This is a genomic window from Burkholderia stagnalis, from assembly GCF_902830275.1.
Lineage (GTDB): Bacteria > Pseudomonadota > Gammaproteobacteria > Burkholderiales > Burkholderiaceae > Burkholderia > Burkholderia stagnalis.
In genome coordinates this window covers 1-25,049 of the sequence record NZ_CADESW010000015.1, presented here as the reverse complement: position 1 = coordinate 25,049, position 25,049 = coordinate 1, and the positions used below count along the sequence as shown (strand labels likewise).

Below are 25,049 nucleotides of genomic sequence, written 5' to 3'. Positions count from 1 at the left end.
TTCGTCGACAGCAAAAAGCCCCGCCATCGAGCGGGGCTTTTTGTTGGCCCGGTGCAGACGGGGCGCGCGCGTGGCGTGCGCTCAGCCGCGCGGCTTGAGCAGCGGCTTCAGCGACGGCCACACGTTGTCGAGCAGCGCGCCCTGCGCCTGCTGCGTCGGATGGATCTGGTCGGCCTGGAACATCTCGGGCTTGTTTTCGAGGCCGGCCAGCAGGAACGGCACGAGCGGCACGCGCAGGTCCTTCGACAGCTTCGTGTAGATGCCGTGGAACTTCTGCGTGTAGTCGGGCCCGTAGTTGGGCGGCACGTACATGCCGACCAGCACGACCTTTGCGCGGGCGCGCTGCGCATCGGCGACGATCTCGCGCAGGTTGCGCTCGGTCGTCGCGAGCGGCACGCCGCGCAGCGCGTCGTTCGCGCCGAGCTCGACGACGACGATCGCGGGCTTGAGCCGCTCGAGGACCGCGGGCAGCCGCGCGCGTCCGCCGCTCGTGGTGTCGCCGCTGATGCTCGCGTTCGCGACGCTATAATCGATTCGCTCGGTCGCAAGCCGCTGCCGCAGCAGCGCGACCCATCCGGTGTCGCGCGGCAGGCCGTATTCGGCGGACAGGCTGTCGCCCAGCACGACGATCACGGGCTGGCCTGGCGACGCGGCCGGCGAGGTCGCGGCGCAAGCGAGGCCGGCGGCGGTCGCGGCGAGCGCACCGCTCAACAGCGCGGCGAGCGCCGCGCGTCTCTTTCTGCCAATAGTCGTGTCCATGCTCAAGATTAGCGATCCGATCATCGAAGTCCATGGCGTGAGCAAGCGTGTCGCCGACGCAACCGGCGAGCTGACGATCCTCGACGGCATCGAGCTCGCCGTGCGCGCCGGCAGCAGCCTTGCGATCGTCGGCGCGTCGGGGTCCGGCAAATCGACGCTGCTCGGCCTGCTTGCGGGGTTGGACAGCGCGACGAGCGGCACGGTTCGCCTGCTTGGCCAGCCGCTCGAGCAGCTCGACGAGGACGCGCGCGCCGCGCTGCGCAACGGCGCGGTCGGGTTCGTGTTCCAGTCGTTCCAGCTGATGCCGCACCTGACCGCGCTCGAAAACGTGATGCTGCCGCTCGAGCTGCAAGGCGGCATCGGCGCGCGCGACGCGGCCGACCGCGCGCGTGCACTGCTCGTGCAGGTCGGGCTCGGCGAACGCACCACGCATTACCCGAAGCTGCTTTCCGGCGGCGAGCAGCAGCGCGTCGCGCTCGCGCGCGCGTTCGTCACCCATCCGTCGATCCTGTTCGCCGACGAGCCGACCGGCAGCCTCGATGCCGCGACCGGCCACGCGGTCATCGACCTGATGTTCGAACTCAACCGCACGCACGGCTCGACGCTCGTGCTGGTCACGCACGATCCCGAGCTCGCGCGCCGCTGCGCGACGACGGTGATGCTCGATGCGGGCCGCATCGTGACGCCGCGCGCGGTGCACCGCGGCACCTGATCGCCGCTTCGACGAACCGGCCGCACCCATGCGTCGCGCGGCCGGCGTCGTTTCCGTCAGCGTTCGAGCGCTGCGCGTGCGCGCGTGATCAGCGCCGTCGTCGACGAGTCGTGCTTCGCCGGATCGAGCGCATCGCCGTTCAGGTCCGCCTCGACCACCTTGCCGAGGATCTTGCCGAGTTCCACGCCCCACTGGTCGAACGGATTGATCTGCCACACCGATGCCTGCACCAGCACCTTGTGCTCGTACAGCGCGATCAGCGCGCCGAGCGAGCGGGGCGTCAGCGCGTCGACGAGCAGCGTCGTCGTCGGGCGGTTGCCGGGGAAGGTCAGGTGCGGCGCCAGCGCCTCGTTGCCGGGGCCGGCGACCTTGCGCGCCTCGTCGAGCGTGCGGCCGAGCATCAGCGCCTCGCTCTGCGCGAAGCAGTTCGCGAGCAGCTTCGGGTGATGGCTCGCGAGCGGATGCTCGGGCGTCAGCACCGCGATGAAATCGATCGGCACGATCGTCGGCCCCTGGTGCAGCATCTGGAAGAACGCATGCTGGCCGTTGGTGCCGGGCTCGCCCCAGGTCACGGCGGAGGTCGGATAGTCGACGAAGCGGCCGTCCAGGCGCGCCGACTTGCCGTTGCTCTCCATCTCGAGCTGCTGCAGGTACGACGGCAGGAAATGCAGCGCCTCGGAGTACGGCGCGACCAGGTAGCTCTGCGAGCCGAAGAAGTTGCGATACCAGATGCCGATCAGGCCGAGCAGCACGGGCAGGTTGCGCTCGAGCGGCGCGTCGCGGAAATGGCGGTCCATGTCGTTCGCGCCGGCGAGCAGTTCGTCGAAATGCTCAGGGCCGACCGCGATCATGATCGACAGCCCGACCGCCGACCACAGCGAATAGCGGCCGCCGACCCAGTCCCACATCTCGAACACGTTGTTCTCGTCGATGCCGAACCGGACGACTTCGGCCGGGTTCGCCGACACGCCGACGAAGTGCTTCGACAGCGCGCTTTCCGGGCAGCCCTTCGCGACGAACCAGTCGCGCAGCGAGTGCGCGTTGGTCATCGTCTCGAGCGTCGTGAAGGTCTTCGACACGATGATCGCGAGCGTTTCCTCCGGGTCGACCTGCTCGAGCACGCGCGCGAGATCGGCGCCGTCGACGTTCGACACGAAGTGCGTCGAGATCTCGGGCGTCGCGACGTGGTGCAGCGCGTGCACGACCATCTTCGGGCCGAGATCCGAACCGCCGATGCCGATGTTGATCACGTGACGGATGCGCTTGCCGGTGTAGCCGGTCCACGCGCCGCTGCGCACGGCGCGTGCGAACGTCGCCATCTTGGCGCGCTCGGCGCTGACCTGTGCGTGGAACGGCGCGTGCGGATCGGTCGCGCGCAGCGCGGTGTGCAGCGCCGCGCGGCCTTCGGTCGGATTGACGATGTCGCCCGCGAACATCGCGTCGCGGCGCGCTTCGACGCCGGCCTCGCGTGCGAGCTGCACGAGCAGGCGCAGCGTGTCGTCGGTGATGCGGTTCTTCGAGAAGTCGGCCGCAAGGCCGCCGCCGGAGAACGTGAAGCGCTCGGCACGGGTGGGCGCGGGGTCGTTTTCCGGTGCGAACCAGTCGCGCAGCCGGGCGCCGCGGATCTGTTCGTAGTGGGTTTGAAGGGCAGTCCAGGCGGGGAACGAATTCAGCGTCATGACGGTTCGAGTGAAGCGTGAATCGGGAGGAATGCCGCGCCGGCGCTTCGGGTTCGAACGGCCGGCGGACGAGCGGGCCCGCCGGTCGGCGGGGGAGTCAGTATAGCGGCGTTATGTGTTCGCGCGCCTGCACGGGTAAAAAAGCCGATTGATCAGCGTGCGCACGCGGGGCGCGAGTTCGCCGGCCGTCAGGCCGGCCGGGCCCGTGCCGTCCGCAACCAGCGTGTCGGCCGCGAGGCCGTGCAGGTACACGCCCGCGAGCGCGGCCGCATGGGGCGCGACGCGCTGCGCGAGCAGCGCGCCGATCACGCCGCCGAGCACGTCGCCGGTGCCGCCCGTCGCGAGCGCCGCGTTGCCGGTCGGATTGACCGTCAGGCGGCCGTCGGGCGCGGCGATCACGGTGCCGGCGCCTTTCAGCACGACGACGCTCGCGAAGCGCGCCGCGAGCGCGTGGGCGGCCGCGAGGCGGTCGCGCTGCACGGTCGCGGTGTCGCTGCCGAGCAGCCGTGCCGCTTCCAGCGGATGCGGGGTCAGGACACACGCGAGGCCCCGCGCGCCGCGCGCGGCCACCGCGGCCGCCAGCTCGGGGTGCGTGGCGATCAGGTTCAGTGCGTCGGCATCGAGCAGCATGGCCGCATCGTGTGCGAGCACGTCGCGCACGAGCGTCGCCGCGGCCTCGCGCGTGCCGAGCCCGCAGCCGGCCGCGATCGCGGTCATCGCGCCCGGATCGAGGCCGTCGGCCGGGTGCAGCATCAGTTCGGGGAACGGCGGATCGTAGGGCGGCGCGCCCGCGCCGAGGAAGCCGACATGCACCTTGCCCGCGCCGGCGAACAGCGCGGCGCGCGCGGCGAGGATCGGCGCGCCGCACATGCCGGTGTCGCCGCCGATCACGGCCAGGCTGCCGAACGTGCCCTTGTGCGAGGCGAACGCGCGTGCGGGCAGCGCGGCCGCGAACCGGGCCGGCGCGTTCAGCACCACGTCCGGCGCGGCCGGAGGCGGGACGTCGAGCGACGCGATTACGATCTCGCCGGCGAGATCGCGGCCTTCGCCCATGTACAGGCCGGGCTTCGCGCCGATGAAGGTCAGCGTGTGCGTCGCGGCCACCGCGGCGCCCGCGCCGACGATCCGGCCGGTGTCGCCGTCGAGCCCGCTCGGCACGTCGAGCGCGAGCACGCGGCCGGTGGTGCGGGCGCGCGCGGCGATGCGGCCGGCTTCGGCGGCGAACGCGCCGTCGAGCGCGCGAGCAAGGCCGATGCCGAACAGGCCGTCGACGACCCACGCGTAGCCGTCGAGCGACGCCGGCGGTTCGGCCGACACCGGCACGCCGGCGGCGCGGGCGAGGCCGAGCGCCCATTGCGCGTCGTCGGGCTTTACCGTGACGGGCATCCACGCCTGCGTCGCGACGCCGAGCTGCTGCAGCTCCGCGGCCGCGACGAGCGCGTCGCCGCCATTGTTGCCGGGGCCGACCGCGAACCACACGGGGCGGTCGTCGCCGGCCACGCGCTCGGACAGCCAGCGCGCGGCCGCGGCGCCCGCGCGCGCCATCAGCGCGTGGGGCGGCAGCGCCGCGGCCGCGGCGGCTTCGGCGGCGCGCAGGTCGGCGGCGCGCCAGAGCGCGATCGGTTCGGGGTGGGGAGGCGGGTGGGCGACGGTCATGGCGGCGGGACGGTGGCGCCGCCGGGCATGCCCGTGCGGCCGGTCAGTGCGTGAAGCGCTCGGCGCGCAGCGCGGCGAGCGTGTCGGCGGGCCAGTGCTGCGTCGAGCCGCCGAGGTAATCCGCCACCACTTTAGCAGACCCGCACGCGAGCCCCCAACCAGCGGGCCCATGCCCGAAGTTGGCGAACACGCGCGGATGCGGGGTCGGACCGACGACCGGCAGGCCGTCCGGCGACAGCAACTGCGTGCCTTGCCACGACAGCGCGGCGGAGATCTTCGCCGCGCCTGGCACCCAGTCGTGGGCGGCCTGGCCGAGCAGCGCGAGCGCGGCCTCGGCGAGCGGTTCGGCGAGCGGCCGCGCGGCGTCCTGCGCGCTTTGCAGCACCGCACCGCCGCCGACGCGCAGCCGCTGCTGAGTTCGCGTCATCGCGATCCGCTTGACCGAATCGACGACGGTCAGGTGCGGCGCGTGTTCGACGTAGGCAACCGGCGCGGTCAGCGTGTGCACGCGCAGCGGATGCAGCGGCACGCGCATGCCGAGCCGTTCGAGCAGCGCGAGGCTGCCCGCGCCCGCGGCCACCACGATCGCATCGGCGGAAATCACGTCGACCTCGCGCGCCTTCGCCGCGCGCCGGTCGCCGCGCGGCGGGGCGAGCTCGACCGCGGCGCGGCCGGTGTCCGTGCGGATCGCGGCGACTTCCGCGCCGAAGCGGAACTGCACGCCGTGCTCGTCGAGCAGTTGCTTGACGAGCTTCGCGAACAGCGGGCAGTTCGCGGTGCGCTCGGTCTCGAGCAGCACGCCGCCGGCGAACGCCGGTTCGGCGGGCACCGACGGCTCGAGCGCCGCGCATTCGGCGGCCGTCAGCATCCGGTGCGGCAGGTCGAGCGTGCGCAGCAGCTCGAGCGCGGGCTGCGCGGCGTCCCAGTCGGAGGCGTCGCGCACGACGTGCAGCACGCCGGTCTTCTGTTCGAATTCGAGGTCGAAGCGGGCTTCGATGTCGGCGAGCGTATCGCGCGACGCGTCGATCAGCGGGCGCAGCCGGTCGTACTGGGCGGCGAACGCGTCGGGTTCGCGCAGCGCGCCGAGCTGCTTCACGAAGCGCCGCACGGCGCCGTTCAGCCCGGGCTTGTAGACGATGCCGCTGTCGCGCGCGTGGCGCTGGCGCATGAAGGTCGGTCCGAACCAGACGTCGAGCGGGCTCGGCAGCAGCGTGCCGCCATCGCCGTAGGTCGCACCCTGCGCGACGGTCGCGTGGCGCTCGACCACGCAGACGCGATGGCCGGCCGCGCGCAGCTGGTAGGCGGTGGCGACGCCGCTGATTCCGCCGCCGATGACGATGACATCCATGGATTGCTTCGATGACGGGCGGCGACACGGCCGCCCGGTGGGTGATTCGCGTGACGGGCCGTGCGGCCCGGTGAACCGGCAATGATAGCGCCAAACCGGCGGCCGGCGGCGTTCGCGCCGCGACGGCGCGCACGGGCGGGCCTTGGGCGGCCGACTTCCGGGTATAATTACGGCCTTCCTTTCGCCCCACGTCGCCACCTTGCGCGACTCATCGACGTCAGTCCAGCCCATGGCTCACTTCTCGTGTTTTCCCGGCGCTTCGGCCCTTTCCGATTTCCGTCAGACCCGTCTGCTCGACACGCTCAGGCAGATCGACGCCAACATCGTCGCGGTCCGCGGCCAGTTCCTGCATTTCGTCAACGCCAGTGAGCCGCTGTCGGCCGACGACAGCGCGCGCATCGACGCGCTGATGCACTACGGCGCGCCGTTCGAGCCGGCGGCCGAGAAGGGGGCCGGCGAGTCGTTCGTCGTGCTGCCGCGCCTCGGCACGGTGTCGCCGTGGGCGAGCAAGGCTACCGACATCGCGCAGCACTGCGGCCTCACGCACGTGCGCCGTATCGAGCGCGGCGTCGAGTACACGGTCACGCTGAAGTCGGGCCTGCTCGGCGGGAAGAAGGCGCTGTCCGACGAAGCGCGCGCGGCCGTCGCCGCGGCGCTGCACGACCGGATGACCGAAAGCGTGGTCGCGTCGCGCGACGACGCGAAGCACCTGTTCGACGAACTGCCGGCCAAGCCGCTCGCGACCGTCGACGTGCTCGGGCAGGGCCGCGGCGCGCTCGAGCGCGCGAACGTCGAGCTGGGCCTCGCGCTCGCCGACGACGAGATCGACTACCTGGTCGACGCGTTCCGCAAGCTCGAGCGCAACCCGACCGACGTCGAGCTGATGATGTTCGCGCAGGCGAACAGCGAGCACTGCCGCCACAAGATCTTCAACGCGCAGTGGACGATCGACGGCGAGGCGCAGGACATGTCGCTGTTCGCGATGATCCGCAACACCGAGAAGCTGAGCCCGCAGGGCACGATCGTCGCGTATTCGGACAACTCGTCGATCATGATGGGCGCCGAAGCGGAACGCTGGTTCCCGCGCAACACGGGCGCAGCCGGCGAGCCGGGCGAGCGCTACGGCCGTCACACCGAGCTCACGCACACGCTGATGAAGGTCGAGACGCACAACCACCCGACGGCGATCTCGCCGTTCCCGGGCGCGGCGACCGGCGCAGGCGGCGAGATCCGCGACGAAGGCGCGACGGGCCGCGGCGCGCGTCCGAAGGCCGGCCTGACGGGCTTCACCGTGTCGAACCTCGACCTGCCCGATGCCCGTCAGCCGTGGGAAAACGCGCGCGACGCGGCCCAGCCGGTGGCCGAGCGCAACCCGAACGAGCCGCACGGCCCGTACGGCCGCCCGGACCGCATCGCGTCGCCGCTGCAGATCATGGTCGACGGCCCGCTCGGCGGCGCCGCGTTCAACAACGAATTCGGCCGCCCGAACCTCGGCGGCTACTTCCGCGTGTACGAGCAGAACGTCGGCGGCCAGGTGCGCGGCTATCACAAGCCGATCATGATCGCGGGCGGCCTCGGCAACATCGCCGACCAGCACACGCACAAGCACGACGTGCCGGCCGGCTCGTTGCTGATCCAGATCGGCGGCCCCGGCATGCGGATCGGCATGGGCGGCGGCGCGGCGAGCTCGATGGCGACCGGCGCGAACACCGCCGAGCTCGATTTCGACTCGGTGCAGCGCGGCAACCCGGAAATCGAGCGCCGTGCGCAGGAAGTGATCAACGGCTGCTGGCAGCTCGGCGCCGAGAACCCGATCCTGAGCATCCATGACGTCGGCGCGGGCGGCCTGTCGAATGCGTTCCCCGAGATCGTCGACGGCGCGGGCAAGGGCGCGCGTTTCGAGCTGCGCAAGGTCGCGCTCGAGGAGTCGGGCCTGTCGCCGCGCGAAATCTGGTCGAACGAGGCGCAGGAGCGCTACGTGCTGGCGATCGCGCCGGGCGACCTGCCGCGCTTCGAGGCGATCTGCGCGCGCGAGCGCTGCCCGTTCGCGGTGGTCGGCGTCGCGACCGACGAGCGCCAGCTGCAACTGGTCGACGACCAGGCGAGCGGCGGCGACGAATACCCGGTCGACATGCCGATGGAAGTGCTGCTCGGCAAGCCGCCGCGCATGCACCGCGACGTCACGCGCGTGAGCACCGAGCGCGCGCCGGTCGACGTGACGGGCGTCGCGCTGTCGCAGGCGGCCGTCGACGTGCTGAAGCACCCGACCGTTGCGAGCAAGTCGTTCCTGATCACGATCGGCGACCGCTCGGTCGGCGGCACGTCGGTGCGCGACCAGATGGTCGGCCCGTGGCAGGTGCCGGTGGCCGACTGCGCGGTCACCGCGCTCGACTACGCGGGCTTCAAGGGCGAAGCGATGACGATGGCCGAGCGCACGCCGCTCGCCGTGATCGACGCGCCGGCATCGGGCCGCATGGCGGTGGGCGAGGCGATCACCAACATCGCGAGCGCGCCGATCGCGTCGCTCGACAAGCTGAAGCTGTCCGCGAACTGGATGGCCGCGTGCGGCACCGCCGGCGAAGATGCCGCGCTGTTCGACACGGTGAAGGCGATCGGCATGGAGCTGTGCCCGGCGCTCGGCATCGGCATCCCGGTCGGCAAGGATTCGCTGTCGATGAAGACGAAGTGGGACGACGCGGGCGTCGCGAAGGAAGTCGTCGCGCCGGTGTCGCTGATCATCTCGGCGTTCGCGCCGGTCGAGGACGTGCGCCGCCACCTGACGCCGCAGCTGCAGCGCGTCGCCGACGCCGGCGACAGCGTGCTGATCGCGATCGACCTCGGCCGCGGCAAGAACCGCATGGGCGGCAGCATCTTCGCGCAGGTCACGCAGCAGGTCGGCAACACGGTGCCGGACGTCGACGATCCGGAAGACCTGAAGCGCTTCTTCGCGGCGATCCAGTCGCTGAACGCGCAGGGCAAGCTGCTCGCGTACCACGACCGCTCGGACGGCGGCCTGTGGGCGACGGTCTGCGAAATGGCGTTCGCGGGCCACGCGGGCGTGTCGCTGAACGTCGACATGCTGACGCTCGACGAAAACCACGAATCCGACTACGGCGATGCGAAGGACTGGGCGAAGCAGACGAGCGGCCGCCGCGAAGACCGCACGCTGCGCGCGCTGTTCTCGGAAGAGCTCGGCGCCGTCGTGCAGGTGCGCGCGACGGATCGCGACGCGGTGCTCGGCGCGCTGCGCGAATTCGGCCTGTCCAGCTGCTCGCACGTGATCGGCACGGTCAACGAGCGCGACGTGATCGAGGTGTATCGCGACGCGAAGAAGATTTTCGACGCGCCGCGCGTCGATCTGCATCGCGCGTGGGCCGAAGTGAGCTGGCGCATCGCGCGCCTGCGCGACAACCCGGCCTGCGCGGATGCCGAATACGACACGCTGCTCGATGCGGCCGACCCGGGCATCGCGCCGGTGCTGACGTTCGAGCCGGCCGACGACATCGCCGCGCCGTACATCGCGACCGGCGCGCGTCCGCGCGTCGCGGTCCTGCGCGAGCAGGGCGTGAACTCGCACCTCGAAACCGCCTATGCATTCGACCGCGCCGGCTTCGACGCGCACGACGTGCACATGAGCGACCTGCTCGCGGGCCGCGTGACGCTCGCCGATTTCGCGGGCGCGGTGGCGTGCGGCGGCTTCTCGTACGGCGACGTGCTGGGCGCGGGCGAGGGCTGGGCGAAGACGATCCGCTTCAACGCGAACCTGTCCGACATGTTCTCGGCGTTCTTCGCGCGTCCGGACACGTTCGCGCTCGGCATCTGCAACGGCTGCCAGATGCTGTCGAGCCTCGCGTCGATGATCCCGGGTGCGCAAGCGTGGCCGAAGTTCACGCGCAACAAGTCGGAGCAGTTCGAGGCGCGCTTCTCGTTCGTCGAGGTGCAGGCGTCGCCGTCGATCTTCTTCGCGGGGATGGAGGGTTCGCGGATTCCGGTCGCGGTCGCGCACGGCGAAGGCTATGCGGACTTCTCGCAGCAGGGCGACATCGGCAGCGTCGCGGTCGCGATGCGCTACGTCGACCATCGCGGCGAAGCGACCGAGCGCTATCCGTTCAACCCGAACGGCTCGCCCGCCGGCATCACGTCGGTGACGACCGCCGACGGCCGCTTCACGGTGCTGATGCCGCACATGGAGCGCGTGCATCGCACGGTCACGATGAGCTGGCACCCGGAAGGCTGGGACGAAGCCAGCCCGTGGATGCGCGTGTTCCGCAACGCGCGCCGCTGGCTCGGCTGACGCGATGTTCGATCCGCACGCACCGGTCGACATCGTCACGCTGCGCGACGAGCGCGCGCGCGATGCCGCGGCGATTGCCCGCGTGATCGCCGCCGCGTTCGCCGATGCGCCGCAGGGCGGGCGGCTCGAACAGGGGATCGTCGAGGCGCTGCGCGCGGACGGTTGCCTGAGCGTGTCGCTCGTCGCGGAGCGCGACGAGCGCATCATCGGGCATGTTGCGTTTTCCCCGGTGACGATCGGCGACGGCAGCCCCGGCTGGTATGGGCTCGCCCCGCTCGCGGTGCTGCCGGACTGCCAGCGGCGCAGCGTCGGCGCGGGGCTCGTGCGCACGGGCCTCGACGCGCTGCGGCGGCTCGGCGCGCACGGCTGCGTGGTGCTCGGCGATCCCGCGTATTACGCACGCTTCGGCTTCGGGCCGGCGGGCGAGATCGTCTTCCCGCAGGCGCCGCCCGAATACCTGACGGCGCTGTCGTTCGACGACGCCGCGCCGCGCGCGGCGGGCGAAGTGCGGTATCACGCGTCGTTCTACGCGTAGCGGAGCCGCTGCCCGCCAGAACGAAAAAAGCCGCTCCGAGGAGCGGCTTTTTCGCATGCGGACAGCGCGTGGCGTTACTGCACCTTCGCCTGCTGGCGCAGGCTTTCCTCGAACGCCTGCAGCTTCTGCTGGACCAGCTGCTGCGCGATCTGCGCCTTGACCTGGTCGAACGGCGGCGGCGCGATGCTGCGGATGTCGTCGACGCGGATGATGTGCCAGCCGAACTGGGTCTTCACCGGCTCGTCGGTCATCTGGCCTTTCTGCAGCTTCGTCGCGGCGGCCGCGAATTCCGGCACGTACGCCTTCGGGTCCGACCAGTCGAGGTCGCCGCCGTTCTTGCCCGAGCCCGGATCCTTCGAGTACTGCTTCGCGAGATCCTCGAACTTCGCGCCGGCCTTGATCTTCGCGATCAGGTCCTTCGCCTGCTGCTCGTTGTCGACGAGGATGTGGTGCAGGTGGAATTCGCGGTTCGCGACACCCTTCACGAGCTCGTCGTAGCGCGCCTTCACCTCGGTGTCGGACGGCTGATTCTTCTTCAGGAAGTCCTCGATCATCGCGCGCAGCACGACGGTCTGCTGTGCGACGGCGACCTGCGCCTTCACGTCGGCACGATTCGGGATGCCGCGGCGGATCGCTTCCTGCATCAGGATCTCGCGGTTCACGAGTTCCTGGCGTACGGCCTGCTGCAGTTGCGGGCTGTCGGCCTGGCCTTGCTGGACCAGCTGCGCGACCATCGCGTCGGCGCGCGACTTCGGAATCGGCGTGCCGTTCACGACAGCAATGTTCTGGGCGAATGCCGGCGCCGCCGCGAGAGCGACTGCCGCGGCCCACAGGCGGGGGGATTTCAGGGTCATCGGGAATTCCTAATGAGACGACTGGATTGAAGAAGCGTTGAATTCTTCGGGCGTGTACGCCACGATCGCGAGCGCGTGGATGCCGCGCTGCATCGCATCAGCGAGCGCATCATACACCAGCCGGTGCCGCGCGACGCGCGGCTTGCCGGCGAATGCGGCGGACACGATCGTGACCGTGAAATGGCCGCCGGCGGCGGCGCCCGCGTGGCCCGCGTGCTGCGCGCTGTCGTCGCGCACCGTGAGCGATGCGGGCGCCAGCGCGGCGGTGAGGCGCGCCTCGATCAGCGCGATGCGCGCGTCGGGTGATGCGTTCAGGAAGGCATCGCTCATGTCATTCGTCCTTCATGTATTTCGTGAGCCAGAGGCTTTGCAGGATGATGAATACGACCATCGCGCCCGTCGTGCCGAACAGCTTGAAGTTCACCCACTGCGACTCGGTGAAGTTGCGCACGACGTACAGGTTCGCGACGCCGAGCACCGCGAAGAACATCGACCATGCGACGTTCAGCTTGTCCCAGACGGGATGCGGCAGCGTGAGCTGCTTGCCCATCATCTTCTCGATCAGGTTTTTGCCGAACGCATAGCGCGCGGCGAGCAGGCCAATTGCAAACAGCCAGTACAGCACAGTCGGTTTCCATTGAATGAATTTCTCGTCATGCAGCACGAGGGTGGCGCCGCCGAACACGACGATCACGCCGAGGCTGACCCACAGCATCGTGTCGACCTTCCGGTGGCGAAATGCGACCCAGGCGACCTGGGCGAGCGTCGCGACGATCGCGACAGCCGTGGCGGTGAAGATGCCCCACACCTTGAAGGCGGCGAAAAACAGGATGATCGGAAACAGATCGAACAGGAATTTCATGGTGATCGCAGCTGCGTGAAAGGCCGCTGGCGCGGCCTTTCACCGTTGTAGGGACCCGCCGGGCGCGGCCGGTGCGAACCGGCCGGATGACCGGCTGGCTCGCCCGTACGCCGCTTATTCGTCTTCGGGCCGGGAGTCGAAGTTTAACGCAGCCGAATTGATGCAGTACCGCAAACCGGTCTGGTCGCGCGGGCCGTCCTCGAACACGTGGCCGAGATGCGCGCCGCAGTGGTTGCAGCGGACCTCGACACGCACCATTCCGTGCGTGTAGTCCATCACTTCCTCGATCACCTCGCCGTTGATCGGCTTGAAGTAGCTGGGCCAGCCGCAGCCCGAATGGAATTTCGCGCCGGATTCGAACAGCGGCGTGCTGCACACGACGCACTTGTAGATGCCCGAATCCTCGGTGTCGGTGTATTCGCCGGTGAACGCGCGCTCGGTCGCCGCATGCTGGGTGACTTCGTACTGCATCGGCGTGAGCCGGCGGCGCAGCTCCGCGTCGTCCTTCTGGAACGGATAGGACTTGTCGTCTGAATCCTGGGACATGTTTCGTTTCTCCTGATGGAATGGTCGGTGCGTGCGCGTCACGACGAGCAGCTCACTTCGAGCGAGCCGGCCCAGTCGGGCGGAAGCGCCGCATACGACGCGTATTCGGGTTGTTCGTCGAACGGCCGGCGCAGCACCTGCGCGAGGCGCTCGACTTCGGAAAAGTCCTTTTCCTTCGCGCGCCGGATCGCGACTTCGGCGAGGTGGTTGCGCAGCACGTACTTCGGGTTCACGCGGTTCATCGCGGCGGCGCGCGCCGCGTCGTCGCGTGTTTCCTCGGACAGGCGCGCGCGGTAGAGGTTCGCCCATGCGTCGAACGCGTCGCGGTCGATGAACAGGTCGCGCACCGGCGCGTCACGGCTCGCGTCGTGCTTCGACAGCTGCGACAGGTGGCGGAACGTCAGCGTGAAGTCCGCATGGCTCGCGTGCATGACTTCGAGCAGCTGGTTCGCGAGCGCCGCGTCGCCGTCGCGTTCGAGTTCGAGGCCGAGCTTCGCGCGCATGAGGCCTTCGAGCGCGGGGCCGAAGCGCTCGGGAAACTTCGCGAGCACGGCCTGCGCATCTTCCACCGCGCGTTCGGCGCGCGCATCGTCGTCGGCGATCCCGTGCTGCAGGCCGATCAGCGGCAGCAGCGCCTGCGCGAGGCAGTAGCAGTTCCAGTGCGCGATGCGCGGCTGCATCCGGTACGCGTAGCGGCCGTGCGTGTCGGAGTGGTTGCAGATGTGGTTCGCGTCGAATGCGTCGACGAAGCCGAACGGGCCGTAGTCGATCGTCACGCCGAGGATCGACATGTTGTCGGTGTTCATCACGCCGTGGCAGAAGCCGACCGCCTGCCATTGCGCGACGAGGTCGGCGGTGCGCAGCGTCGCGGCCTCGAGCAGCGCGAGGTACGGATCGTCGGCGTCGCGGCAGGCCGGGTAGAAGCGGTCGATCACGTGGTCGGCGAGTTCGCGCAGCAGGTCGGGGCGGTCGTTCGAGAAGAAATGCTCGAAGTGGCCGAAGCGCACGAAGCTCTCCGACACGCGCGTGACGACGGCCGACGTCTCGATTTCCTCGCGGACCACCGGCTGGTCGGAGCCGATCACGGTCAGCGCGCGCGTGGTCGGGATGCCGAGGTGATGCATCGCCTCCGAGCACAGGAATTCGCGGATCGACGAGCGCAGCACCGCGCGCCCGTCGCCCATCCGCGAGTAAGGCGTGCGGCCGCTGCCCTTCAACTGCAGCTCGTAGCGGCGGCCGTCGGCGCCCGCGAGCTCGCCGATGGTCAGCGCGCGGCCGTCGCCGAGCTGGCCGGCCCACACGCCGAACTGGTGGCCGGAATAGACCGACGCGTACGACATTGCTTCCGCGGGCCAGTCGCGGGTGGGGTTGCCGGCGAACAGCGCGGCGAATTCGGGGTGGGCCGCGAGCGACGCCGGCAGCCCGAGCAGTTGCGCGACTTCGTCGGAGAAGCCGACCACGTACGGCGCCGGCAGCAGCGCGGCCGGCAGGCGCGTATGAAACGCCGCGCCGAGCCGCACGAATGCGCCGTCGGCGGGGGCGCCGAGCGTGGCGGCGAGATCGGGGAGGTCGGGCAGGGTGTCAGCCGCGTCGGCTGCGCTTCGGGAAAACGACATGTTGAGCGCCTCTGGGTAAGCCGATATTGTAAGGCGGCGCTGCGCCGCCCGCATGGCCGCGCGCGCACCGTGCCCGAGGGCATGTTCGCGCGGCCGACGGGCTGGCGCCGGCCCGGGGCCGTGTACCGATTCGCGACCTTCCGGAGAACAACACGATGGGAAAGCCGTTGCTGGGCCAGATGATGGACATGCCGCTCCTGGTGTCCTCGTTGATCGCGCATGCCGCGCGTCACGCGGGCGATGTCGAGATCGTATCGAAGCGGATCGAGGGTGACCTGCATCGCTACACGTACCGCGATTGCGAACGGCGCGCGAAGCAGCTCGCGCAGGCGCTCGCGCGGCTCGGCGTCGACACCGGGGACCGCGTCGGCACGCTCGCATGGAACGGCTACCGGCATCTCGAGGCGTACTACGGCATCAGCGGGATGGGCGCCGTCTGCCACACGATCAATCCGCGCCTCTTTCCCGAGCAGATCGCATACATCATCCAGCACGCGGAAGACCGCTACGTCCTGTTCGACATCAATTTCGCGCCGCTGGTCGACGCGCTCGCGCCGCAATGCCCGCAGGTGAAGGGCTGGATCGCGATGACCGACGCCGCGCACCTGCCGTCCGGCGCGACGCCGTACCTGTGCTACGAGACGCTCGTCGACGCCGAGGACGGCCGCTACGACTGGCCGCGTCTCGACGAGCAGCAGGCATCGGGGCTCTGCTACACATCGGGCACGACCGGCAATCCGAAGGGCGTGCTGTATTCGCATCGCTCGACCGTGCTGCACGCGTACGGCGAGGCGCTGCCCGATTCGATGAACCTGTCCGCGATGGACGCGGTGCTGCCCGTCGTGCCGATGTTTCATGTGAACGCGTGGGGGCTGCCGTACGCGGTGCCGCTCACGGGCGGCAAGCTCGTGCTGCCCGGCAAGGATCTCGACGGCAAGTCGCTGTACGAGCTGATGGAGACGGAGCGCGTGACGTTCTCGGCCGGCGTGCCGACCGTATGGCTCGGCCTGCTGAACTACATGCGCGAGGCGGGCGTGCGGTTCTCGACGCTCGAGCGCACGGTGATCGGCGGCTCCGCATGCCCGCCGGCGATGCTGCGCACGTTCGAGGACGACTACGACGTGCGCGTGATCCACGCATGGGGGATGACCGAGATGTCGCCGCTCGGCACGCTGGCGAAGCTGAACTGGGCGCAGTCGCAGCGCCCGCGCGACGCGCAGCGCAAGCTGCTCGAGAAGCAGGGGCGCGTGCTGTTCGGCGTCGACATGCGGATCGTCGGCGACGATGGCAGCGAGCTGCCGCGCGACGGCGTCGCGTTCGGCGAGCTGCAGGTGCGCGGGCCGTGGGTGGTCGACCACTACTTCCGCAGCGATGCATCGCCGCTCGCGGACGGCTGGTTCCCGACCGGCGACGTCGCGAGCATCGACCCGGACGGTTTCCTGCAGATCACGGATCGCAGCAAGGACGTGATCAAGTCCGGCGGCGAGTGGATCAGCTCGATCGACATCGAGAACGTCGCGGTTGCGCACCCGGCCGTCGCCGAAGCGGCGTGCATCGCGTGCGCGCATCCGAAATGGACCGAGCGGCCGCTGCTCGTCGTGGTCAAGCGGGCGGGCGCCGACGTGAGTCGCGACGCGTTGCTCGCGTTCTACGACGGCAAGGTCGCGAAATGGTGGATCCCGGACGACGTCGTGTTCGTCGAATCGCTGCCGCACACCGCGACGGGCAAGCTGCAGAAGCTGAAGCTGCGCGAGATGTTCCGCGATTACGTGCTGCCGACGGCGGCCAGCCAGCCGTAGCCGTCTGCTCTGCGCCGGTCCGTCCCCGGGATCGGCGCAAGAATAAATTGAACGACCGTTCTTTTTCGTTGTATGCTGCCTCCGTTCGTCTTGGACAAGCGGCCGATCGACCGCGCACAATGAAGCGCAGCCACCCCGGCGCGCGATGCATGGAGGCAGGCAGATGGCAGTGGATTACTCGACTCGCGACGGCGTGGCCGTCATCACGCTCAACAATCCGCCCGTCAACGGGCTCGGTCTGTCGACCCGGCTCGGGCTCATGGAAGGGCTCGATCGCGCCGCGCAGGATCCGGCGGTCACCGCGATCGTGCTGACGGGCGCGGGCCGCGCCTTCTCGGGCGGCGCCGACATCACCGAATTCAATACCCCGAAAGCGCTGCAGGAACCGTCGCTGCACACCGTGATCCGCGCGGTGGAGGCGAGCGCGAAGCCGGTCGTCGCGGCGATCCACAGTGTCGCGATGGGCGGCGGGCTCGAGCTCGCGCTCGGCGCGCACTACCGGATCGCGGCGCCGGGCGCGCAGATCGCGCTGCCCGAGGTGAAGCTCGGCCTGCTGCCGGGCGCCGGCGGCACGCAGCGGCTGCCGCGCGCGGTCGGGCTCGAGGTTGCGCTGAACATGATCGTGTCGGGCGCGCCGGTGCCGTCCGAGCAGCTCGCGAAGAGCGGCCTGTTCGACGAAATGGCCGAAGGCGGCCTGCTCGACGCGGCAGTCGCGTTCGCCCGCAAGGCGGGCGCGCAGCCGGGGCCGCACCCGCGCGTGCGCGATCGCAAGATCGTCCACGAGAACGCCGCGGGCTTCATCCAGTTCGCGCGCAACTCGGCGCGGGCCGCGGCACCGAATTTCCCGGCGCCGCACAAGTGCATCGACGCGATCGAGGCCGGCGTGCTGAACGGCTTCGACAAGGGCAGCGTGGCCGAGCGCGAGGGTTTCGTCGCGTTGATGATGACGCCGGAAAGCCGCGCGCTGCGGCACGCGTTCTTCGGCGAGCGCGCAGCGAGCAAGATTCCGGACGTGCCGGCCGATACGCCGGTGCGCGAAATCCGCAAGGTCGCGGTGATCGGCGCCGGCACGATGGGCGGCGGCATCGCGATGAACTTCGTCAACGCGGGGCTGCCCGTCACGCTGCTCGAGACGAAGCAGGACGCGCTCGAGCGCGGGCTCGCGACGATCCGCAAGAACTACGACGCGCAGGTGAAGAAGGGCAAGCTCACGCAGGAGAAGCTCGACGCGCGCATGGCGCTGATCGCGCCGACGCTGTCCTACGACGACCTGAAGGATGCGGACCTGATCATCGAGGCCGTGTTCGAGGAACTCGGCGTGAAGGAGCAGGTGTTCGGCCGGCTCGACGAAGTCGCGAAGCCGGGCGCGATCCTCGCGTCGAACACGTCGACGCTCGACGTGAACCGGATCGCCGCGTTCACGAAGCGGCCGCAGGACGTCGTCGGCATGCACTTCTTCAGCCCGGCGAACGTGATGAAGCTGCTCGAGGTCGTGCGCGGCGAAGCGACCGCGAAGGACGTGCTCGCGACCGTGATGGCGATCGCGAAGAAGATCCGCAAGACCGCGGTGGTGTCGGGCGTGTGCGATGGCTTCATCGGCAACCGGATGATCGAGCAGTACATCCGCCAGGCGCTGTTCATGCTCGAGGAGGGCGCGCTGCCCGCGCAGGTCGATCGCGCGATCGAGAAGTTCGGCTTCGCGATGGGCCCGTTCCGGATGAGCGACCTCGCCGGCAACGACATCGGCTGGGCGATCCGCAAGCGCCGCTATGTCGAGAATCCGGGCCTCCACTATTCGAAGATCGCCGATCGCCTGTGCGAACAGGGCCGCTTCGGCCAGAAGACCGGCGCGGGCTGGTACGACTACGTGCCGGGCGACCGCAAGGCGAAGCCGTCGGCGCTGGTCGACGAGATGGTCGTCGCGTATTCGCAGGAGCGCGGCGTCGCGCGGCGCAAGATCGGCGACGACGAGATCGTCGAGCGGCTCGTGTTCGCGCTCGTCAACGAAGGCGCGAAGATCCTCGAGGAGAAGATCGCGTCGAAGGCGTCCGACATCGACATGGTGTACCTGACCGGCTACGGCTTCCCGCTGTGGCGCGGCGGCCCGATGCTGTACGCGGACACGGTCGGCCTCTACAACGTCGAGCGGGCGATTCGCCGCTACGTGGCCGGCGCGAACGGCGACGCATGGCAGCTCGCGCCGTCGATCGCCGAACTTGCACAGGCCGGACGCGGCTTCAACGGCTGACCGCCGCGCGGCGCGCGACAGCTTGGGGAGAGGGACGATGAAACACACCGACGACGTGCTGCTCGTGATCGACGCGCAGTACGACTTCATGCCGGGCGGCGCGCTCGCGGTGCCGGACGGCGACGCGGTCGTGCCGGTCATCAACGCGCTCGCCGCGCGTTTCGACCAGGTGGTGCTCACGCAGGACTGGCACCCGCGCACGCACGTGTCGTTCGCGGCCAACCACCCGGGGCACGCCCCGTTCTCCACGCTCGCGCTGCCGTACGGCGAGCAGGTGCTGTGGCCCGTGCACTGCGTGCAGGACACCGACGGCGCGGCGCTGCATCGCGACCTCGACATCCCGCACGCGCGGCTCGTGATCCGCAAGGGCAGCGACGCGCAGGTCGACAGCTACTCCGCGTTCGTCGAGGCCGACCGCACGACGCGCACGGGCCTTGCCGGCTACCTGCGCGAACTCGGCGCGAAGCGCGTGTGGTGCTGCGGGCTCGCGACCGACTTCTGCGTCGCGTGGTCGGCGCTCGACGCGCGCGCGGCGGGCTTCGAGGCCGCGGTGATCGACGACGCGTGCCGTGCGATCGACCTCGACGGGTCGCTCGCGCGCGCATGGCAACAGATGCAGGCGGCAGGCGTGGCGCGAGTCACGTCGGCCGGCGCACGCCCTGCGGCGTAGCGCATTCACTCATTCAATCCCGGAAGCAGGGAGAGGGCGTCAAAGCGCCAACGCTGAATCGACAGCTTTGCATGGGATCAGCGTAAGCGCCAAAGCGCCAACTCTGAATCGACAGGAGACTCGCATGACCGAAGCCGTAATCGTATCGACCGCACGCACGCCGCTGGCGAAATCGTGGCGCGGCGCCTTCAACATGACGCACGGTGCGACGCTCGGCGGCCACGTGGTGGCCGCCGCGCTCGAGCGCGCGAAGCTCGACCCGGCGCGCGTCGAGGACGTGATCATGGGCTGTGCGAACCCGGAAGGCGCGACCGGCGGCAACATCGCGCGCCAGATCGCGCTGCGCGCGGGGCTGCCGGTGAGCGTGCCGGGCATGACGGTGAACCGCTTCTGCTCGTCCGGACTGCAGACGATCGCGCTCGCCGCGCAGCGGATCATCGCGGGCGAAGGCGACGTGTACGTGGCGGGCGGCGTCGAATCGATCTCGTGCGTGCAGAACGAGATGAACCGGCACATGCTGGCTGAGGGCTGGCTGCTCGAACACAAGCCGGAGATCTACTGGAACATGCTGCAGACCGCCGAGAACGTTGCGAAGCGCTACGGGATCTCGAAGGCGCGCCAGGACGAATACGGCGTGCAGTCGCAGCTGCGGGCGGCCGCCGCGCAGGCGGCCGGGCGCTTCGACGCGGAGATCGTGCCGATCACCGTGCGCGCGGGCATCGCCGACAAGGCGACCGGGCGGCTGTTCACGAAGGAGGTGACGGTGTCGGCCGACGAAGGCATCCGGCCGGACACGACGCTCGACGGCGTGTCGAAGATCCGTTCGGCCGTGCCGGGCGGCGTGATCACCGCGGGCACCGCGAGCCAGTTCTCCGACGGCGCGTCCGCGTGCGTGGTGATGAGCGCCGATGCCGCGCAGAAGGAGGGCCTGCAGCCGCTCGGCGTGTTCCGCGGCTTCGCGGTCGCCGGCTGCGAGCCGGACGAGATGGGCGTCGGCCCGGTGTTCGCGGTGCCGAAGCTGCTGAAGCGGGCAGGGCTGAAGGTCGAGGACATCGGCCTGTGGGAACTCAACGAGGCGTTCGCGGTGCAGGTGCTGTATTGCCGCGACACGCTCGGCATTCCCGAAGACCGCCTCAACGTCAACGGGGGGGCGATCGCGGTCGGCCACCCGTATGGCGTGTCGGGCGCGCGCCTGACCGGCCATGCGCTGATCGAGGGCAAGCGGCGCGGCGTGAAATACGCGGTCGTGACGATGTGCATCGGCGGCGGGCAGGGGGCGGCCGGCTTGTTCGAAATCCTCTGAGTATTGCGCGGCGGCGGCGGCCTTCATTGCGAATCGCAAGGCCGCCTTCACGATCCATTCCGTATACGATTCAATTCGTGCCATTGTGGCGATGCCGTTTCCCCTTACTTGTCAAACGAATCGCCCCACCTATACTAAGCTCTGACATTTGCCTTTCGGCAGTGCGGGCCGGATCGCGCGTCGCGCGTCAAGCCGACCACCGCGGTGCATGACCCGAAGTCTGGAGCGGTCTGGAGCGGGCGGCGTGTCGTGATCCGGCGTCTTCCGCATTCGAACAATGCAGCGGATCGATCGGGGGCCGAATTGAGCACGACTTTCTCTGCGGGCGAGCCGCCGCGCGCCGTCAGCGCCGTCGCGAAGATCTACGCGAAGTGCCTGATGGTCGGGTTTGCGCTGTTGCCTGCGTATCTCATTGCCTACCTGTGGTTCTTCGGCGATCCTCGCCTGACCTACGAGAGCCACGTATTCCATGAACTCGCGATTGCCGCGGCGACGCTCGAGGGCGCGTTCGTCACCTATGTGACGTGGGTCTGCTACCGCTCGTCCGGCGAGCCGCTGCTGCGCTGGCTGACGCTCGGCTTTCTCGGCTTCGCGATGATCTATGCGCTGCACGGGATGTTCACCGGCATGGCGCATCACAATATCTGGCTGTTCCTGCTGTATGGGCCGGCATCGCGGCTCGTGATGTCGATCCTGCTGCTGATTGGCCTGATGTCGTATTCGCAGCCGTCCGATCGCGTCGACCGGCGCACGAGCGTGCGCACGTGGCTGCCGTGGATCGTGTTTTTCCTGGTGGTCGACGTCGCCGTTGCGTACATCGCGTATTCGCCGGTGGCCGGCGCGCTCGGCACGCGCCTCACGATGGAAGGTGGCGCGCTCGTGTTTTCGCTGCTGAACGTCGGCGTGCTGCTCGCGCGGCGCATCCGCTCGCCGCTGATGCTGATCTACGGGATGTCGATCACCGCGTTCGCGCTGTCGTCGCTCGCGTTCATTCTCGGCAAGCCGTGGAATCACATGTGGTGGCTCGCGCATGCGATCTTCGCGGGCGGTTTCTTCCTGCTCAGCTATGGCGTCGTGCAGGCGCTGCAGACCACGCGCTCGTTCTCGGCGATCTACAGCCAGGAGGACCTGATGAGCCGGCTGTCGGAGTCGATGGCGCGCACCGAAAGCGCGCTGCAGGAACTGCGGCGCACCAACCAGAAGCTCGAATACCTGGCCGCGACCGACCCGCTGACGGGCGCGTCGAACCGGCGCCAGTTCATCGCGCTGGTCGAACGCGAGATCCAGCGCGCGGAACGCGACGGCACGCCGTTCTGCCTGCTCGCGCTCGACCTGGACAATTTCAAGAACATCAACGATGCGTATGGGCACCAGATCGGCGACGAGGTGCTGCGCGGCGTCGTGCGGCAATGCCTCGAGGCGATCCGGCCGGCGGGCGGGCTCGCGCGGGTCGGCGGCGAGGAATTCATGGCGCTGCTGCCGGAGATGCCGCTCGAGGGCGCGCGGATGACGGCCGAGCGCGTGCGCTCGGCGATCGCGAGCGCGCCGTTCGGGCTCGATTTCAAGCGGGTGCAGGTGACGGTCAGCGTCGGCGTCGCGCAATACGGGATCGACGGCGGCACGGTCGACGCGCTGCTGCGCGCGGTCGACGAACGGCTGTACCAGGCGAAGCGGGAAGGGCGCAATCGGGTTGTCGCGCATTGATGGCCTGAAGCCGCGAGTACGTGCCAGTCCAGCGTCTTCATCGCGGCCCGGTTCGCGGTGGAGATGCATGCCCATCCCTGGTGATTCACGCGTCGCGACGCCGGTCGGTTTTTCAGGTGCGTGACATCGCTGGCCCGCGCACGGCCACGAACGGCCACCCTCCAGATACAACCCATCGAAGCCGGTAAGTTTGGTAGGCTTGGTGCCTGCCTTCGCTTGCCGGGCGCTGACGTCGGCAAGCAGGAGGGGGAAAAGCGGGTATCGTCGCCGCACATTCGGTCGGCCACCCGATTCGATACGCGCTTTTTCCCGTCCGATCGCGAATCATCGCGACCGAAGGCGAACGATGGCGCACCGGGCATGCCCGGCCAGCAGAGGGCTCGGCCAGTGCGGCGGAGCATCACGAACAGGAGCAAAGAAGTGATTCGACATATTGTCATGTGGAAACTGCATTGACATTTGTGATTGTAAGATGATGATTGGTAATGAATTAGTTGGCGAAGTGGGCGTTTGATACCCACTCTAATACCCCCTTTTTCATGTGCTGGATCGACTGGCCACAGCGCGACCATGGATGTTGAGCCGTTAGACTGGATTCGTCGCCATCCGGCCGGTTGTTGCCGATGGCGAGCGACAGCTACCGGCCAGGAGCGGGCCTTCGATGGCATCCACTTCCCGCCATCTGAAAGACACCGATCGCCCATCTTCGCGCAGTTTCGACTTAGAATGCGTCGCGAGACCTGCTAAGAATAATTTACCGAATGCTCAACATATATACTCGGCGCATCTTTTGGGTTGTTGCCATTGTCGGCGCAACCCTCGCGTTTATTTACCGTGGTGACATTGTTCCTGTCCAGGAGAACCTGAACATAGTTTCATACTGGGGAACTGTGGCTACGCTCGTTGCGCTATGGCTGGCCATTTCCGAGATCGCCTATTCGATCCAGGCCACGAAGACGCTGCAGAAGCAAACGGAGGAGGCGCTCGCAGCGGTGAGGCGAGTGGAGGACGCCTCGATGATTAGCGACTGCATTTCGGCCATCGACGTCACTTTGCGTGCTGTCCTCGAGGAACGATACGATGCCGCACTTGGCGCCTTTCAACAGTTCCGGAAGCTTTGTGTCCGCACTATCCCGAAGTTCAATGTCTCTACGAGCGCGGCCTTGCCGGCAACGCTAGCGACGGCAGCGACGGCAGCGACACCAGCAACGCCAGCAACGCCAGCAACGCCAGCAACGCCAGCAACGCCAGCAACGCCAGCAACGCCAGCAACGCCAGCAACGCCAGCAATGCCAGCAATGCCAGCAACGCCAGCAACGCCAGACTTGAGCGAGCTAGGTGAAATAGAACTCCAGCTACTTTCGGCAACCAGAGTGAACGCTGGGGCTGGGCTCAACAAAGGCCAAAAGCGTACCATTTTGAAAATGCTGCTCACGGTCAAAGAGGCAGTCGAGCAACACAACCCTGCGAACCGGAGCAAATGATGCTGCCTGAGAAAATCCAAAACCTTGTAGTCCAACTCCGCGAGCGCACAGAGAGTGGAGAGGTAAAGTGGCGTTACGATGATGATGCGTCGAGGGTCACAACGGATCAAGATACGTACACGCTATCAATCACGTACAGGTTCGACGATGTGGAGGAGGTCGGTCGATTCAACATTAAATATGACAACAAAAAGAATTTTAAGGAATACTTCTTCTCGACGACCCAACAATATCGTGACTATGAACTTGTGCGCAGTCTATTCGATAGCGCTCAGTCCTCAGACCTGGATCTGGACATATGACACTAGTTCTACAGGGTGAGCCGCAGTTTTCGAACCGGGCAGCTTAATTCGACCACCGGCTGCTCTGGGTCGGTCGCGGCCCATCGCCAAAACTATCGGCGTAGGTCTTGGCGTAGCTTTGTGCGTCAGGGCTTGTCAGATAAGGCGCAGATACTGCTGCATCATTGAGGTGACGGTTGCAGGTGCTGCCGTGGGTCGCGTGCTCATGTGACCGGGGAAAGTTGCTTTGGCAGCCCGAGTTTACCAGCGGCCCGAACGGTACCGCACGAAGTTCGCCGTTCGGCCAGTTGCCGGTGACCACGGACGGCGACTGCCGGCCATGAAGAGTCACCCATCCACGTCGTCACAGGCCCATTCGCATGGCCGATCCGCTCTCATTTTGGTCATTGGTCAGCAATATCGAGAAACGATTCCCGCCTGTAACGCAGCCTTGACCAAGGACGAACGCAAACCGGCAACCGTTCGCACTTTTTTCTGTTCTTCCCGTTACTGCCTAGACTGAGCAGGTACGCTTTCGGCCTTCTATGGTGTTTGTGGCAAAATTAAGGGGCAGTGACCTGCTCCCCGCGTTTAGTACGGTGACGGTGTAGAGTCCGTTCCAGAGAGGAACGGCAATGAAAAAGCGATTCACCGAAGAACAGATCATCGGCATCTTGAAGGAAGCCGAGGCTGGCTTGA

The 25,049-nt window shown here is 68.3% G+C and carries 18 protein-coding genes; 8 read left to right on the top strand and 10 right to left on the bottom strand.

Annotation, left to right across the window (positions count from 1 at the left end; all coding sequences use genetic code 11):
• Positions 1-81: 81 nt before the first annotated feature.
• The gene (locus HWY45_RS23860; protein WP_059885103.1) at positions 82-759 is read right to left on the bottom strand and encodes an arylesterase; all 678 of its coding nucleotides are present in this window, start codon (positions 757-759) and stop codon (positions 82-84) included.
• Between HWY45_RS23860 and HWY45_RS23855 the strand changes: the two genes are divergently transcribed.
• Positions 758-1,471: an ABC transporter ATP-binding protein gene (locus HWY45_RS23855; protein WP_017332015.1), complete on the top strand. Its 714-nt coding sequence runs from the start codon at positions 758-760 to the stop codon at positions 1,469-1,471. The genes HWY45_RS23860 and HWY45_RS23855 overlap by 2 nt on opposite strands.
• 56 nt (positions 1,472-1,527) lie before the next feature.
• Here the strand turns inward: HWY45_RS23855 and pgi are convergent, their stop codons facing one another.
• The 3 genes from pgi to HWY45_RS23840 all read right to left on the bottom strand — a co-directional run bounded on the left by pgi (position 1,528) and on the right by HWY45_RS23840 (position 6,154).
• Positions 1,528-3,150, bottom strand: coding sequence for a glucose-6-phosphate isomerase (pgi, locus tag HWY45_RS23850; RefSeq protein ID WP_059885101.1), 1,623 nt, complete (start codon positions 3,148-3,150; stop codon positions 1,528-1,530).
• Positions 3,151-3,261: 111 nt separating this feature from the next.
• A complete protein-coding gene (locus HWY45_RS23845; RefSeq protein WP_059885099.1) occupies positions 3,262-4,806 on the bottom strand; it encodes an NAD(P)H-hydrate dehydratase in 1,545 nt (514 codons plus the stop codon).
• A gap of 43 nt (positions 4,807-4,849) precedes the next feature.
• Positions 4,850-6,154: an FAD-dependent oxidoreductase gene (locus HWY45_RS23840; protein WP_059885096.1), complete on the bottom strand. Its 1,305-nt coding sequence runs from the start codon at positions 6,152-6,154 to the stop codon at positions 4,850-4,852.
• Positions 6,155-6,383: 229 nt separating this feature from the next.
• Between HWY45_RS23840 and purL the strand changes: the two genes are divergently transcribed.
• Both purL and HWY45_RS23830 read left to right on the top strand, forming a co-directional pair.
• A complete protein-coding gene (gene purL / locus HWY45_RS23835) occupies positions 6,384-10,448 on the top strand; it encodes a phosphoribosylformylglycinamidine synthase (RefSeq protein WP_059885094.1) in 4,065 nt (1,354 codons plus the stop codon).
• Between the two features lie 4 nt (positions 10,449-10,452).
• On the top strand, positions 10,453-10,983 hold the full coding sequence (locus tag HWY45_RS23830; RefSeq protein WP_059885092.1) for a GNAT family N-acetyltransferase: 531 nt from the start codon (positions 10,453-10,455) through the stop codon (positions 10,981-10,983).
• Between the two features lie 74 nt (positions 10,984-11,057).
• Here HWY45_RS23830 and HWY45_RS23825 read toward each other — a convergent pair whose 3' ends face one another.
• The 5 genes from HWY45_RS23825 to HWY45_RS23805 form a co-directional block, all read right to left on the bottom strand.
• Positions 11,058-11,837, bottom strand: a complete 780-nt coding sequence (locus HWY45_RS23825) for a peptidylprolyl isomerase (protein WP_059567375.1) — start codon at positions 11,835-11,837, stop codon at positions 11,058-11,060.
• Positions 11,838-11,846: 9 nt separating this feature from the next.
• Complete coding sequence (locus tag HWY45_RS23820; protein WP_017332008.1) at positions 11,847-12,167, bottom strand: BolA family protein; 321 nt, start codon at positions 12,165-12,167, stop codon at positions 11,847-11,849.
• Position 12,168: 1 nt separating this feature from the next.
• Positions 12,169-12,699 (bottom strand): septation protein A, encoded by a 531-nt coding sequence (locus tag HWY45_RS23815; protein WP_059567373.1) that lies wholly within the window; start codon positions 12,697-12,699, stop codon positions 12,169-12,171.
• A gap of 114 nt (positions 12,700-12,813) precedes the next feature.
• Positions 12,814-13,245, bottom strand: a complete 432-nt coding sequence (gene msrB / locus HWY45_RS23810) for a peptide-methionine (R)-S-oxide reductase MsrB (RefSeq protein ID WP_059809479.1) — start codon at positions 13,243-13,245, stop codon at positions 12,814-12,816.
• Positions 13,246-13,283: 38 nt separating this feature from the next.
• Entirely contained in the window at positions 13,284-14,861 is a 1,578-nt protein-coding gene (locus HWY45_RS23805; RefSeq protein WP_059885090.1) for a protein adenylyltransferase SelO, read from the bottom strand.
• Between the two features lie 155 nt (positions 14,862-15,016).
• On the opposite strand from HWY45_RS23805, the gene HWY45_RS23800 reads away from it, so the two are divergent.
• From HWY45_RS23800 to HWY45_RS23780, 5 genes are all read left to right on the top strand, one after another.
• Positions 15,017-16,660, top strand: a complete 1,644-nt coding sequence (locus HWY45_RS23800) for a 3-(methylthio)propionyl-CoA ligase (RefSeq protein ID WP_059885088.1) — start codon at positions 15,017-15,019, stop codon at positions 16,658-16,660.
• A gap of 163 nt (positions 16,661-16,823) precedes the next feature.
• Positions 16,824-18,908, top strand: a complete 2,085-nt coding sequence (locus tag HWY45_RS23795; RefSeq protein WP_059885086.1) for a 3-hydroxyacyl-CoA dehydrogenase NAD-binding domain-containing protein — start codon at positions 16,824-16,826, stop codon at positions 18,906-18,908.
• Between the two features lie 37 nt (positions 18,909-18,945).
• The gene (gene pncA, locus HWY45_RS23790) at positions 18,946-19,578 is read left to right on the top strand and encodes a bifunctional nicotinamidase/pyrazinamidase (RefSeq protein ID WP_059567362.1); all 633 of its coding nucleotides are present in this window, start codon (positions 18,946-18,948) and stop codon (positions 19,576-19,578) included.
• 124 nt (positions 19,579-19,702) lie between these two features.
• Positions 19,703-20,881: an acetyl-CoA C-acyltransferase gene (locus HWY45_RS23785; RefSeq protein WP_059885084.1), complete on the top strand. Its 1,179-nt coding sequence runs from the start codon at positions 19,703-19,705 to the stop codon at positions 20,879-20,881.
• A 303-nt stretch (positions 20,882-21,184) separates the two neighbouring features.
• A complete protein-coding gene (locus HWY45_RS23780) occupies positions 21,185-22,585 on the top strand; it encodes a sensor domain-containing diguanylate cyclase (RefSeq protein ID WP_059567358.1) in 1,401 nt (466 codons plus the stop codon).
• Between the two features lie 1,149 nt (positions 22,586-23,734).
• Here the strand turns inward: HWY45_RS23780 and HWY45_RS36940 are convergent.
• Positions 23,735-23,902 carry a hypothetical protein gene (locus HWY45_RS36940; RefSeq protein WP_244111003.1) on the bottom strand — a complete coding sequence of 56 codons (168 nt, stop codon included), beginning with the start codon at positions 23,900-23,902 and terminating at the stop codon, positions 23,735-23,737.
• Between the last annotated feature and the right edge of the window lie 1,147 nt (positions 23,903-25,049).

Bases quoted from the DNA above. Each gene is read 5' to 3' on its own strand.
- HWY45_RS23855 (WP_017332015.1), top strand. From the start codon at position 758: ATGCTCAAGATTAGCGATCCGATCATCGAAGTCCATGGCGTGAGCAAG.
- HWY45_RS23860 (WP_059885103.1), bottom strand. From the start codon at position 759: ATGGACACGACTATTGGCAGAAAGAGACGCGCGGCGCTCGCCGCGCTG.
- pgi (WP_059885101.1), bottom strand. From the start codon at position 3,150: ATGACGCTGAATTCGTTCCCCGCCTGGACTGCCCTTCAAACCCACTAC.
- HWY45_RS23845 (WP_059885099.1), bottom strand. From the start codon at position 4,806: ATGACCGTCGCCCACCCGCCTCCCCACCCCGAACCGATCGCGCTCTGG.
- HWY45_RS23840 (WP_059885096.1), bottom strand. From the start codon at position 6,154: ATGGATGTCATCGTCATCGGCGGCGGAATCAGCGGCGTCGCCACCGCC.
- purL (WP_059885094.1), top strand. From the start codon at position 6,384: ATGGCTCACTTCTCGTGTTTTCCCGGCGCTTCGGCCCTTTCCGATTTC.
- HWY45_RS23830 (WP_059885092.1), top strand. From the start codon at position 10,453: ATGTTCGATCCGCACGCACCGGTCGACATCGTCACGCTGCGCGACGAG.
- HWY45_RS23825 (WP_059567375.1), bottom strand. From the start codon at position 11,837: ATGACCCTGAAATCCCCCCGCCTGTGGGCCGCGGCAGTCGCTCTCGCG.
- HWY45_RS23820 (WP_017332008.1), bottom strand. From the start codon at position 12,167: ATGAGCGATGCCTTCCTGAACGCATCACCCGACGCGCGCATCGCGCTG.
- HWY45_RS23815 (WP_059567373.1), bottom strand. From the start codon at position 12,699: ATGAAATTCCTGTTCGATCTGTTTCCGATCATCCTGTTTTTCGCCGCC.
- msrB (WP_059809479.1), bottom strand. From the start codon at position 13,245: ATGTCCCAGGATTCAGACGACAAGTCCTATCCGTTCCAGAAGGACGAC.
- HWY45_RS23805 (WP_059885090.1), bottom strand. From the start codon at position 14,861: ATGTCGTTTTCCCGAAGCGCAGCCGACGCGGCTGACACCCTGCCCGAC.
- HWY45_RS23800 (WP_059885088.1), top strand. From the start codon at position 15,017: ATGGGAAAGCCGTTGCTGGGCCAGATGATGGACATGCCGCTCCTGGTG.
- HWY45_RS23795 (WP_059885086.1), top strand. From the start codon at position 16,824: ATGGCAGTGGATTACTCGACTCGCGACGGCGTGGCCGTCATCACGCTC.
- pncA (WP_059567362.1), top strand. From the start codon at position 18,946: ATGAAACACACCGACGACGTGCTGCTCGTGATCGACGCGCAGTACGAC.
- HWY45_RS23785 (WP_059885084.1), top strand. From the start codon at position 19,703: ATGACCGAAGCCGTAATCGTATCGACCGCACGCACGCCGCTGGCGAAA.